The sequence below is a fragment of the Pseudomonas sp. JDS08PS003 genome (assembly GCF_045013505.1).
Lineage (GTDB): Bacteria > Pseudomonadota > Gammaproteobacteria > Pseudomonadales > Pseudomonadaceae > Aquipseudomonas > Aquipseudomonas protegens_B.
In genome coordinates this window covers 3,516,991-3,529,675 of sequence record NZ_CP120724.1, presented here as the reverse complement: position 1 = coordinate 3,529,675, position 12,685 = coordinate 3,516,991, and the positions used below count along the sequence as shown (strand labels likewise).

The window sequence follows — 12,685 nt, the reverse complement described above, 5'->3', positions numbered from 1 at the left end:
CCGGGATACTCCCGCTCACCTCGGTGCAGATAAAACCAATCATCGAGGTCTTTATGAACGCCCCTTTCGATCAGCTTTCCTCCTGGCTGAAAGATCACAAGATTACCGAAGTAGAGTGCGTGGTCAGCGACCTGACCGGCATTGCCCGCGGCAAGATCGCGCCCACCAACAAGTTCCTGCATGAGCGCGGCATGCGCCTGCCGGAAAGTGTCCTGCTGCAAACGGTAACCGGGGATTTTGTCGACGACGACCTGTACTACGAACTGCTGGACCCGGCGGACATCGACATGATCTGCCGCCCCGACTCGTCATCGATCTACCTGGTGCCTTGGGCCATCGAGCCCACGGCCATCGTCATCCACGACACGTTCGACAAGTTCGGCAACCCCATCGAGCTGTCGCCGCGCAACGTGCTGAAAAAAGTGCTGCAGCTGTACACCGACAAGGGCTGGCAGCCGATCGTGGCTCCGGAAATGGAGTTCTACCTGACCCAGCGCTGTGAAGACCCGGACCTGCCGCTCAAGGCACCGCTGGGCCGTTCGGGCCGCGCGGAAAGCGGCCGCCAGTCGTTCTCCATCGACGCCGCCAACGAGTTCGACCCGCTGTTCGAGGATGTCTACGACTGGTGCGAAGCCCAGGGCCTGGACCTGGACACGCTGATTCACGAAGACGGCCCGGCGCAGATGGAAATCAACTTCCGCCACGGCGACGCCCTCGATCTGGCGGACCAGATCACCGTGTTCAAGCGCACCCTGCGCGAGGCGGCGCTCAAGCACAACGTCACTGCGACCTTTATGGCCAAGCCGATTGCCGACGAGCCTGGCAGCGCCATGCACCTGCACCAGAGCGTGGTGGACATCGCCACCGGCAAGCCGATCTTCGTCGATGCCGACGGCCAGAAGAGCCAGCTGTTCCTGCACCACATCGGCGGTCTGCAGAAGTACATCCCCAAGGTGCTGCCGATGTTCGCCCCCAACGTCAACTCGTTCCGCCGCTTCCTGCCGGACACCTCGGCCCCGGTCAACGTCGAATGGGGCGAAGAAAACCGCACCGTCGGCCTGCGGGTGCCGACTGCCAGCCCGGATGCCATGCGCGTGGAAAACCGCCTGCCCGGCGCCGATGCCAACCCTTACCTGGCGATTGCCGCCAGCCTGCTGTGCGGCTACCTGGGCATGGTCGAGGGCATCGAGCCCAGCGCCGCGGTGGAAGGCCGGGCCTATGAACGGCGCAACCTGCGCCTGCCGATCACCATCGAAGACGCCCTGGCGCACATGGAGGATTGCCCGACCATCGAGCACTACCTGGGGCGCAAATTCGTCCGTGGCTATGTGGCGGTCAAGCGGGCCGAACACGAAAACTTCAAGCGCGTGATCAGTTCCTGGGAGCGTGAGTTCCTGCTGCTCAGCGTCTGATTTGCCCGCAGTCTGCAATCAACAAAAACAACCCGAAGAGGTGTCGACATGCGTCTTTTGAAAACAGTGATCCCGGCCGCACTGGCGGTCTTGTGCAGCACCGCCGTCCAGGCCCAACCCAGTGTCAGCGTGTACAACTGGACCGATTACATCGGCCAGACCACCCTCGCCGACTTCCAGGGGCAAACCGGGGTCAAGGTGATCTATGACGTCTTCGACTCCAATGAAACCCTGGAGGGCAAGTTGCTGGCCGGTCGCACCGGCTACGACGTGGTGGTGCCCTCCAACCATTTCCTCGCGCGCCAGGTGAAGGCCGGCGCGTTCCTCAAGCTGGACCGCTCGCAGTTGCCCAACTGGAAGAACCTGGACCCCAAGCTGCTGGCCCTGCTGGAGCAGAACGACCCCGGCAACCAGTACTCGGTGCCCTACCTGTGGGGCACCAACGGCATCGGCTACAACGTCGACAAGGTCAAGCAGGTGCTGGGCATCGAGCGCATCGACTCCTGGGCGGTGCTGCTGGAGCCTGCGAACCTGAAGAAACTCCAGCAGTGCGGGGTGTCGATGATGGACTCGCCGGATGAGGTGTTTCCGGCGGTGCTCAACTACCTGGGCCTGGACCCGCGCAGCGAAAACCCCGAGGACTACAAGAAAGCCGAGGCCAAGCTGCTGACCCTGCGCCCCTATATCACCTACTTCCACTCCTCCAAGTACGTCTCGGACCTGGCCAACGGTGATATCTGCATCGCCTTCGGCTACTCCGGGGACGTGTTCCAGGCCGCCAACCGGGCCAAGGAAGCCAAGAACGGGGTGAACATCGCCTACGCCATTCCCAAGGAAGGCAGCAACCTGTGGTTCGACCTGCTGGCGATTCCCGCCGATGCCGGCAACGTCAAGGAGGCTCATGCTTTCATCAATTACCTGCTGGACCCGCAAGTGATCGCCAAAGTCAGCGCCTATGTCGGCTATGCCAACCCCAACCCGGCGTCCCAGCCGTACATGGACGCCGAGCTGGTGAACAATCCCGAGGTGTACCCGCCTCAGGACGTTCTCGACAAACTGTACATTTCCACCACCCAGTCGCCGGCCATCATGCGCTTGATGACCCGCTCCTGGAGCAAAGTGAAGTCCAACAAATGATTCAGCCAAACCTTTCGGGCATTGCTAACGGGCACGCCCGCTCCTACTACGCGGCCTCGGCCGGCAGCCTGCCCGGCTACCCGTCCCTGGACGGTGACCTGAGCGCCGACGTCTGTGTCATCGGCGGCGGTTTCACCGGGGTCAACACCGCCATCGAACTCGCCCAGCGCGGGCTGTCGGTGATCCTCCTGGAGGGCCGGCGCATCGGCTGGGGCGCCAGTGGGCGCAACGGCGGCCAGCTGATCCGCGGCATTGGCCACGACGTCAGCGGCTTTGCCCGCTACGTCGGCAAGGAAGGGGTGAAATACCTCGAGCATGCGGGGATCGAGTCGGTGGACGTGGTGCGCCAGCGCATCGCCGAGCACGGCATCGATTGCGACCTGCGCTGGGGCTTCTGCGAGCTGGCCAACACCCCGGCCCAGTTCGCCGCGTTCCAGGCCGAGCAGGACAGCCTGGTGGGTCTGGGCTACCGCCACCCTACCCGCCTGGTGGCTCCCCAGGACATGCATCAGGTGGTGGGCTCCCCGGTGTATGCCGGGGGCTTGGTGGACATGGGCTCGGGGCACCTGCATCCACTCAAGCTGGTGCTGGGGGAAGCGCGGGTGGCGGCCTCCCTGGGGGTGAAGATCTTCGAACAGAGCCCGGTGCTGGAACTGGTGCATGGCAACCGGGTCCAGGTGCGTTGCGCCACAGGCACCGTGCGCGCCGCAAGCCTGGTGCTGGGCTGCAACGCCCACCTGGATGAACTGGAGCCACGCCTGAGCGGCAAGGTGCTGCCAGCCGGCAGCTACATCATCACCACCGAGCCATTGCCGGAGGCGCTGGCGACACAGTTGATCCCGCAGAACCTGGCGCTGTGCGACCAGAAAGTGGGCCTGGACTACTACCGGCTGACGGCGGATCGACGCCTGCTGTTCGGCGGTGCCTGCCACTATTCAGGACGTGATCCTGCGGATATCGCCGGCTATATGCGGCCCAAGATGCTCAAGGTCTTCCCGCAACTGCAGGAGGTGGCCATCGACTTCCAGTGGGGCGGCAAGATTGGCATCACCGCCAATCGTTTCCCCCAGGTGGGGCGCCTGCGCCAGTACCCCAACGTGTATTACGCCCAGGGCTATTCCGGTCACGGCCTGAATGTCACCCACTGGACCGCACGGCTGCTGGCCGAAGCCATCCATGCCGGCCACAGCCATGGCCTGGATGTGTTCAGCGCTGTGCCCCACATGACCTTCCCAGGCGGCCCGGCCCTGCGCGCCCCGTTGCTGGCTCTGGGCATGCTCTGGCACCGCCTGCGCGAAACCCTCGCCTGACGCCCCACCCCGCCCCGCACTGCACCACCGTAGGAGCCGGCTTGCCGGCGAAGAGGCCCTCGAGTCCTGCACCGCCCTTCGCTGACGCCTTCGCTGGCAAGCCAGCTCCTACCTGCAAGCCAGCTCCTACCCACAGCGGCGCCTATGGGAAACGGCGCTGCAGGAAATCCAGCAGCAATTCGTTGACCTGCTGCGGCCGTTCGCTCTGAAGCCAATGCCCGCAATCGGCCAGTACATGCTGTTCAAGGTCGCTCACCCGGCTCGGCATGCGCTTGAGGGTATGGGCTTCAAGGACGCCCACCGGGTCGCGGTCGCCAATCAGGAACAGGGTCGGCGACTGCACCTGGGCGTCCTGCAGAAACTCGGTGCGCTGCCAGGTGCGCTCAAAATTGCGGTACCAGTTCAAGGCACCGCGAAATCCCCGGCCGGCGAAGGTCTGACGATAAACCTGGAACGCTTCCTCGGAACACCAGGCGGGCAGCCCGTCGGGCACCGTTACTCCGTCAAACAGTCGGGCAGCGGCCGGTTTCGCCACCAGCAGCGCGCCGACGTTGCCCATGAACAGCCGCAAGCTGGCGTCGATGTCGGCATCCAGTTCTGCCTCGGCCACTCCGGGCTGCTGAAAATAGAGGATGTAGTTGAAATGCTCGCCATGCACCTCGCGCATGATCTCGCTGGCCGGGCGTTTCGGCCGCCCGGCAAAGGGCACCGACAGGGTCACCAGCGCCCCCACCCGCTCGGGCTCCAGCAGCGCCAGGTGCCAGGCCACCGGCGCGCCCCAGTCATGGCCGACCATGCACACACGCTGGTGGCCGAAGGCGTCCATGGCGTGCTGGATATCGGCGCACAGGGTCAGCAGATCGTAAGCCTCGACGGCCTCGGGAGCGGAGCTGCGGCCATAGCCGCGCATCTCTGGCACGAACACCCGGAACCCGGCCTCGACCAGGGCCGGCACCTGATAGCGCCAGGAATACCAGCACTCGGGAAAGCCGTGGAGCAGCCAGACTGGCCGCCCCTGCTCGGGACCGGCCACCTGGACGCTGAGCTCGATGCCGTTGACGGACAGAAGGTGCTGTTGATAGGCAGTCATGTCGGGTGCTCCAAAGCCGGTGCAGGGAGCAGAACCTAACAGATGCTGGTGGCGATCCTGGTCATCATTGATCAATCGAATGACGGGCCTGTTCAGCCGGGAATCAAGCCCGCCAGGGATTGGCTGTGCTGGCGGATCAGGCGTTGGGTGTCGAGGACCTTTTCCAGGGCCTGTTCCGAATCCGGGTCCTGCATCGGCGCACGGATGGCCGCCGACACCAGGCTGATCAGCTTGGCCATGACTTCGGCATCAGTGGCCGGACGACCCAGGCTCATGGCCTGCATCAGCAGGCGCAGTTCAGTGCCGGCCATGACCCCGGAAATTGCCTTGAGGGCAAATTGCAGGCGCACCCCCAGCTCGTTGCGCGGCAGGTCCGGCAGGGCCAGGGCAAAGGCCTTGAAGAAACGCTCGAATACCGGTTGGTAGTGTTCCTTGAGGTATTCCTGGATGAAGGGCGAGGTGTCGCTGTACACCCGGCCAAGAAAACGAATGAACGAACGGCCTTCCACGCCGCCGTTGGCATCGCTGCGCTCCAGGCCCATGGCCGGGGCGAACAGCACGCCGAGCAGGGTCTCGCAATCCAGAGGTCCCTGGGCCTGCTCTTCGCATTTGGCCAACAGTTCCAGGCGCTGATCGTTGAGGGGGCCCAGGCGCTGCATCAGCAGGGCTTTCATCAGCGAATCCTTGTCGCCGAAGTGATAGTTCACCGCCGCCAGGTTGACCTGGGCGCGCTCGGTGATCTGACGCAACAGCACGGCGTCGTAGCCGTACTTGATGAACAATGCCTCGGTCGCTTCCAGCAGTCGGGTCTTGGTGACATTGGGGGCACTGAGTTTCTTGGCGACCATGGAGGACTAACCTTTGCTGGGATGAAAAACTGACCGTTCGAACAGTGTTTTAAAAAAAAATTTGATTTTTTATACCCGTGAGAAGCCCTAAAAGCAAGCGTCCAAGGGACGTCCCCAGCGGCCCAAGGCCGTTTTGTGACTCATGGGTTCCTGCCGGAAATTTGCCGAAAAAAGCCCGCAATTACCCGGTTCAGACGGCTGGCGCACCAGGATGAACGCAGTTACTATTCAAACAAAGTTTTTAAAATAATAAATAAAACCAGAGCTTGGCGTTGCCCCTGAATCCCCGCTGCACGAACCGTACGCGGTGGGAGTGTTCAAGCATTCAGTCGAGCCATCCGGCGCGGTAAGCGATGACAGCGACGATAATCGACCCAGGTTTTATCTCCCTGCAGGGCATAGGCAAGAGCTATCGGCTGGCGGAGCAACCGCTCCATATTCTCAAGAACGTATCCCTGTCCATCGAAGCCGGTGAAAGCTGTGCCATTCTCGGGGCCTCCGGTTCCGGCAAGAGCACCCTGCTCAACATCCTCGGCCTGCTCGACCTGCCCGACAACGGCGACTACCGCTTTGCCGGTCACGATATCTTCCGCGCCAGCCCCGACCAGCTGGCGGCGATCCGCAACCAGCAGATCGGCTTCGTCTTCCAGAGTTTCAACCTGCTGCCGCGACTCAGTGCCCTGGACAATGTCGCCCTGCCCCTGAGCTACCGCGGCGTGGCCCGGCGTGAATCCCTGGAACGTGCCCTGCATATGCTCGATCAAGTTGGCCTGGGGCAACGGGCTCACCACCGCCCGGCGGACCTCTCCGGCGGCCAGCGCCAGCGGGTGGCGATTGCCCGGGCCCTGGTGGGCGAACCCTCGGTGATCCTCGCCGACGAACCCACCGGCAACCTCGACAGCCACACTGCCCAGGAGATCATGGACCTGCTGCTGTCGCTGAACCGCGAGCGCCAGGTAACCCTGATCATCGTCACCCACGACCCCGGCATTGCCCAGCGCCTGGAGCGGCAGATCCGGGTCACCAACGGCGTGGTCCAGGAGGTCTGCCCGGCATGAGCCTCAAGGTCGAGCAAAGCGCCAGCCAGTTGCTGCATGAAGCCTTCGTCAGCCTGCGCACCCTCGGCAAGCGTTCGATCCTGGCTCTGCTGGGGATCGTCATCGGCAGTTCGTCGGTGGTGGCCCTGATCAATATCGGCCACAACGCCGCCGAAGACGCCGCGGCCATCTTCCAGGACATGGGCACCGATACCCTGGCGGTACAGTTCCCCGACGCCTCGGGCGCGCGCACGCCCATGCCGGCGGTACTGGACATCGCCACCCTGTACAAGGCCCTGCCCAGCCTGCTGCACATCGCCCCGGTGGCGTTGTTCAGCGGCCCGGTGGTGTTCCAGGGACGCACCACCAACGCCAACCTGGTGGGCAGCACCGCGGCACTGACCGACGCCATGCGCCTGCAGTTGCAGGAAGGACGCTTCCTCTCGGAGTTCGATGCCGCCGAAACCTACGCGGTGGTGGGGGCGCAAGTGGCCCAGGCTCTGAGCCAGCCCCATGACCCGCTGCGCCTGGGCGACAGAATCCGCATCAACGATTACCTGTTCCAGGTGATTGGCATCCTGCACCCGCAACCCGCTGCCGTGCTGATCCCGGTGCAGACCAACGAATCCCTGTTCGTCCCCCTGGAGGGCATGCGGCGAATTTCCTCCAGTGCGCAGATCAGCAACCTGATTGCTCGCGCCGGCCCTTCCCAGGACATGAACCAACTGGCCGCGGCCCTGGGCGATGCGCTGAAGAAACAGCTGCCGGGGCGGAGCGTGGAAGTGCAGATACCGCAAAAGATCATCGACGGCATGACCCGGCAAAGTCGCACCTTCGGTTACCTGCTGATGGCCCTGGGGGGCATCTCCCTGGTGGGGGGCGGCGTCGGGGTGATGAACGTGATGCTGATGAACGTTTCGGAGCGGCGTCGGGAGATCGGCATCCGCATGGCCCTGGGCGCCAGGCGCCGGGATATCCGCAATCTGTTCCTGCTCGAAGCGGTGACCCTGACCGCGGTCGGTGCCCTGTCCGGGGCAGTGCTGGGCATGAGCGCCGCCTACCTCTATGCCCGGGTTTCCGGCTGGCAGTTCTCCCTGGCCTCTGCGTCCTTGCCCCTGGGCATCGGCAGCACCTTGTTGATCGGCCTGTTCTTCGGCCTGTACCCGGCCATCTCGGCCTCGCGCCTGCAACCGGTGGAGGCGCTGCGCGATGAATGATCGCCAACGCGCCGGGCTGTTGCTGCTGTGGCTGATCAGCCCCTTGGGGCTGGCCGCCTCCCAGGACATGAATGTGGCTCGCCAGGCGTCAGCCCCGACCATGCACAGCGGCTATGAACGCAGCGTCCTGTTGAGCCAGCAGCAGACCGACCTGACCCTCGCCGATGCGGTCTACCTGGGCCTGCGCAACAACCGCGGGATTCGCAGCGCCTACTTGCAGCGCGTGGCGCAGAAGTTCGATCTGCGGGTCTCGGAAGATGCCTTCAACCCCAAGCTGCTGCTCAGTGGCACCTACCAGGCCAACAAGGGCAGCAACGACGGGGTGCGCAACGCCATGCTGACGCCCAGTTCCAGTTTGCTGGGGGAGTACGGCACCCGCTTGAACATGGCCTGGCGGCAGGAGTTGAACAACGCCAATCGGGCCGGCTACTACCGTCGCGACGGCCTCGACCTGGCGATTATCCAACCCCTGCTCAAGGGTGCCGGCTGGGATGTGACCACCGCCCCGCTACGCCTGGCGCGGATCAACGAACAGGCCTATCGCCTCAACCTCAAGGCCAACGTCGCGCAGACCATCAGCGACATCATCGGCGCCTACCGCGAGCTGCTGCGGGCCCAGCAACAGCTGGCGATCGTCGAGGATGCCCTCAAGCGCGCCAATGCCCTGCTCCAGGTGAACAAGGCGCTGATCGCCGCCGGGCGCATGGCCGAGTTCGAAATCGTGCAGACCGAAGCCGATATCGCCAGCCAGGAACTGGGGGTCGAAGAAGCGCGCAATCAGGTGGACATCAATCGCCTGTCGCTGCTGCGTCTGCTGGCCCTGGACCTGTCCACGCGCATTCGCGCCAGCGACGGTCTGGAGGCCGCCAGGATCAGCATCGACCAGCAGGACGCCCTGCGCCTGGCCCAGCTCCAGCAACCCAGTTACCTGGCGACTTTGCTCGGCAGCCAGCAGGCCGATCTGAACCTGGTGATTGCCAAGGACCAGGGCCGCTGGGACGTGTCCCTGGTGGCCGGTGCCAACCAGGTGCGCAACCGCTACGACAACGACGGCGGCAATGGCACCGGCAGAACCTGGGACAGCTATGCGGGAGTCCAGGTGCAGATACCCATTGGCGACCTCAGCACACGCCAGGCCGAAGTGCATGCCCGGGTCGACGTGGAAAACCAGGCGCTGGTCCTGGCCGATGCCCGCCAGGCCCTGGAACGCAGTGTCAATGACGTGGTGCGCGACCTGGGCACCCGCTGGCGCCAGTACGAAATTGCCCAGCGCGCGGTGGAGCTGTCCAAGCGCAAACTGGATATCGAACGGGAAAAACTCAGCGCCGGGCGCTCCAGCAACTTTCAGGTGCTGAGCTATGAAAGCGATCTGCGCACCAGTGAAAACGCCCGCCTCAACGCACTTATCGCTTACCTCAACGCCCAGACCCAACTGGATCTGACCCTGGGCATGACCTTGGAGACCTGGGACATTGCGCTCAATGACTACTGAGCAGAAAACCTCGCGCAAGCGCTACCTGCAAGGGGGCGCGGCGCTGGTGGTGCTGGCCTTGGCCGGCGTGGCCCTGATCGGTTACCGCGCCCCGGCTGACACGGCGGCCGACAAGGGCCGCTGGATCGAGGTCAGCAGCGCGCCGCTGATTCATCAGATCGGCCTGGTGGGCAAGATCGAACCGCAGCGCACCATCAGCCTGACCGCGCCGTTCGACGGCAATGTCCTGGCCAACCTGGTGGAACAGGGCCAGCGCGTGGAAGCCGGCCAGACCCTGCTGAAAATGGACCCCAGCCTGATCGAGATCCAGCTGCGTGAGGCCTTGTCGGTCCAGCTCAAGGCGCGACGCAGCGTCCAGGAACTGCAGGACTGGAACAACAGCGCCCAGGTCACCCGTGCCCGGCGGACCTTGCGTTCTTCGCAGATGGCGGTCAGCAATTCCGAGCGCAAGCTCAGTGAAAGCCAGAGCCTGTTTGCCCGGGGCATCATTCCCCGCAACGAGCTGGACGACCTCACCCAGCAACTGCAGACCCAGCGCCTGGACCTGACCGCGGCTCAGGGCGAGCTGCAACAGGCTCTGGATCAGGGCAAGGGCGAATACCGGCAGATTGCCGAGATGGAACTGACCAATGCCACGGTCAAGTACGAAGCCCTGCGCGCCCTGCTGGCGGGCAAGGACGTCACCGCGCCGTTTGCCGGCATCGTGGTGCCGGCGCCGGGCGTCAACCTGACCCAGATGGCCTCGGCGGCGACCTCGGGCCCGGTGCAGACCGGCAGCAAGGTCGGCCAGGGCCAAGCCTTGTTCGGCCTGGCCAACATCGAGCAACTGAAGATCGTCAGCAAGGTCTCGGAGCTGGATATCAACCAGCTGCACCAGGGCCAGAGCGTGGAAATTCTTGGCGACGGCTTTGATGGCGAACGCCTCAATGGCCAGGTGGACATCGTCAGCAGCCTGGCCCTGCCCGGCGACGCCAGCGGCGCCAGCGCACAGTTCCCGGTAACCCTGTCGATCCCCACGCTGACCCGCGAACAACTGCAGCGTGTGCGCCTGGGCATGAGCGCGCGGTTGACCATCATCACTTACCGCAACGATCAGGCAATCGTCATCCCGACGGCTGCGATCCAGCGTGGCGCAGACGGCATGAGCGTGGAATATCGGCCGAGCGCCGATCAGCCGGCAAAACGCCTGCCGGTAAGCGTCGGCCAATCGACGGCGGAGGGTATCGAAGTGTTCGGCCTGCAGCCGGGCCAGGTGCGCCTCCCCGGCGCCCCCTGACTCCCAAACACCAACAACATCCCGTAGGAGCTGGCTTGCCAGCGAAGGCGTACTCAAGAACTACGCCCTCTCCAACGGCCCTTTCGCCGGCAAGCCGGCTCCTACAGGAAGACCGCCGGCATGTCGCCGCTAACGGCCGCGGCCGTCCATTCAGGGGCTCAGCGCAGGGCTCGGCGCAGGACCTTGCCGACGGTGGTCTTGGGCAATTCCTCGGTGCGAAATTCCACATACCGCGGTACCTTGTAGCCGGTCAGGTATTCCCGGCAGTGGGCCAGCAACTGGTCCTGGGTCAGATTCGGGTCCTTGCGCACCACGAAGATCTTCACCTTCTCCCCCGTGACCCCATCCTCGACCCCGATCGCCGCCACTTCCGCCACGCCCGGATGCAGGGCCACCACATCTTCGATCTCATTGGGGTACACGTTGAAGCCGGACACCAGGATCATGTCCTTCTTGCGATCCACCAGGCGGATGAAGCCCTGCTCGTTCATCACCCCGATATCCCCGGTGGACAGCCAGCCATGACGATCCAGGACCTTGGCGGTTTCTTCCGGACGCTGCCAGTAGCCCTTCATCACTTGGGGACCACGCACCTGCAACTCGCCCTCTTCGCCCAGCTCCGCCAGTTCGCCATCCTCACGCACGAAACGCACCCAGGTCGAAGGCAGCGGCACGCCGATGGTCCCGGTGAACTCGCCCTCGCGCATGCGAGCAATGTCGATGGGGCTGATGCTCACCACCGGCGAGCATTCGGTCAGGCCGTAGCCTTCGATGATCGGCACCCCAGTGACTTCCTTCCAGCGCCGGGCCACGGCGGTATGGGTGGCCATGCCGCCGGCGATGGCCAGCTTCAGGTCGGAGAAGTCCCGGCCACGAAACTCTTCGTTCTCCAGCAAGCCGTTGAACAGCGTGTTGACCCCGACGATGCCACTGAACTTTTCCTTGCGCAGGATCATCTGCACCCGCTTCACGTCCCGGGGGTTGGCGATCAGGATGTTGCGCCCGCCCAGGCACATGAACATCAGGCAGTTCACCGTCAGCGACAGCACGTGGTACAGCGGCAGCAAGGTGACGTTGGTTTCCTGCTGGTTCTCGTCCAGTTGGTCGCCGACCCAGGCCTTGGCCTGCATCAGGTTGGCGAGGATGTTGCGGTGGGTGAGCATGGCGCCCTTGGCATCGCCAGTGGTGCCGCCGGTGTATTGCAGGAAGGCAATGTCGTCCTGCTTCAGGTCCACCGGACGATGCTCCAGCACGGCGGCCAGCTTCATCATCGCCGGGAAGCGAATGCTGCCCGGCAGGTTGAATTTCGGCACCTGCTTCTGCACATGGCGCAAGGCAAAGTTCAAGGCCGCGCCCTTGAAGGTGCCCAGCAGGTCGCCAATGGCGGCCACCACCACGTTCTTCAACTGGCTGCCGGGCATCGCCTGTTCCAGGGTGTGGGCGAAGTTCTCGAAGATCACCACGGTTTCGGCGCCGCTGTCCTTGAGCAGGTGCCGCAGCTCATGAGCGGTGTACAGCGGATTGACGTTGACCACCACCGCCCCCACCAACAGGGTGCCGAACAGGCAGATCGGGTACTGCAGGCAGTTGGGCATCATCAACGCCACCCGGTCGCCCTTCTTCACCCCTTTGGATTGCAGCCAGGCGGCAAAGGCGAATACGCGCTTCTCCCAGAGGTCGTAGCCCATCTCGGTGCCGATGCTCACATAGGCCACCCGCTGACGGTACTTGTCCACGTGTTCGAGGAACACTTCCCGCAGCGACGGATAGCGGTCGATGTCGGCTTCGATATCGCTGGGCACACCCGGCAGGTAAGCGTTCAGCCAGATACGCTCGGCGGCTTGCAGGCTCACGACACTCATTGGC

General features: G+C 64.0%; 10 protein-coding genes. 7 read left to right on the top strand and 3 right to left on the bottom strand.

What is annotated here, in order from left to right; all coding sequences use genetic code 11:
- Nucleotides 1-53 precede the first annotated feature (53 nt).
- The 3 genes from P7C00_RS15880 to P7C00_RS15870 are packed head-to-tail and all read left to right on the top strand — an operon-like array spanning nt 54 to nt 3,859.
- Nucleotides 54-1,412, top strand: coding sequence for a glutamine synthetase family protein (locus P7C00_RS15880; protein WP_346632940.1), 1,359 nt, complete (start codon nt 54-56; stop codon nt 1,410-1,412).
- A 48-nt stretch (nt 1,413-1,460) separates the two neighbouring features.
- Entirely contained in the window at nt 1,461-2,549 is a 1,089-nt protein-coding gene (locus tag P7C00_RS15875) for a polyamine ABC transporter substrate-binding protein (RefSeq protein WP_346632939.1), read from the top strand.
- On the top strand, nt 2,546-3,859 hold the full coding sequence (locus P7C00_RS15870) for an NAD(P)/FAD-dependent oxidoreductase (protein ID WP_404939865.1): 1,314 nt from the start codon (nt 2,546-2,548) through the stop codon (nt 3,857-3,859). Before P7C00_RS15875 ends, P7C00_RS15870 begins: the two co-directional genes overlap by 4 nt.
- A gap of 142 nt (nt 3,860-4,001) precedes the next feature.
- Here the strand turns inward: P7C00_RS15870 and P7C00_RS15865 are convergent, their stop codons facing one another.
- Together P7C00_RS15865 and P7C00_RS15860 are read right to left on the bottom strand one after the other, a co-directional pair.
- A complete protein-coding gene (locus tag P7C00_RS15865; protein ID WP_346632937.1) occupies nt 4,002-4,949 on the bottom strand; it encodes an alpha/beta hydrolase in 948 nt (315 codons plus the stop codon).
- A gap of 92 nt (nt 4,950-5,041) precedes the next feature.
- The gene (locus P7C00_RS15860) at nt 5,042-5,797 is read right to left on the bottom strand and encodes a TetR/AcrR family transcriptional regulator (protein WP_123728268.1); all 756 of its coding nucleotides are present in this window, start codon (nt 5,795-5,797) and stop codon (nt 5,042-5,044) included.
- Between the two features lie 353 nt (nt 5,798-6,150).
- Here P7C00_RS15860 and P7C00_RS15855 point away from each other — a divergent pair, with 353 nt between their 5' ends.
- From P7C00_RS15855 to P7C00_RS15840, 4 genes are read left to right on the top strand one after another with little or no spacing between them, the layout of a single operon-like run.
- The gene (locus P7C00_RS15855) at nt 6,151-6,855 is read left to right on the top strand and encodes an ABC transporter ATP-binding protein (RefSeq protein WP_404939863.1); all 705 of its coding nucleotides are present in this window, start codon (nt 6,151-6,153) and stop codon (nt 6,853-6,855) included.
- Nucleotides 6,852-8,051 carry an ABC transporter permease gene (locus tag P7C00_RS15850; protein WP_346632935.1) on the top strand — a complete coding sequence of 400 codons (1,200 nt, stop codon included), beginning with the start codon at nt 6,852-6,854 and terminating at the stop codon, nt 8,049-8,051. The genes P7C00_RS15855 and P7C00_RS15850 overlap by 4 nt, the downstream gene beginning before the upstream one ends.
- Nucleotides 8,044-9,543, top strand: coding sequence for a TolC family protein (locus tag P7C00_RS15845; RefSeq protein WP_346632934.1), 1,500 nt, complete (start codon nt 8,044-8,046; stop codon nt 9,541-9,543). Before P7C00_RS15850 ends, P7C00_RS15845 begins: the two co-directional genes overlap by 8 nt.
- A complete protein-coding gene (locus tag P7C00_RS15840) occupies nt 9,533-10,819 on the top strand; it encodes an efflux RND transporter periplasmic adaptor subunit (RefSeq protein WP_404939861.1) in 1,287 nt (428 codons plus the stop codon). Before P7C00_RS15845 ends, P7C00_RS15840 begins: the two co-directional genes overlap by 11 nt.
- 158 nt (nt 10,820-10,977) lie before the next feature.
- Here the strand turns inward: P7C00_RS15840 and P7C00_RS15835 are convergent, their stop codons facing one another.
- Complete coding sequence (locus P7C00_RS15835) at nt 10,978-12,681, bottom strand: AMP-binding protein (RefSeq protein ID WP_404939859.1); 1,704 nt, start codon at nt 12,679-12,681, stop codon at nt 10,978-10,980.
- Nucleotides 12,682-12,685: the final 4 nt, after the last annotated feature.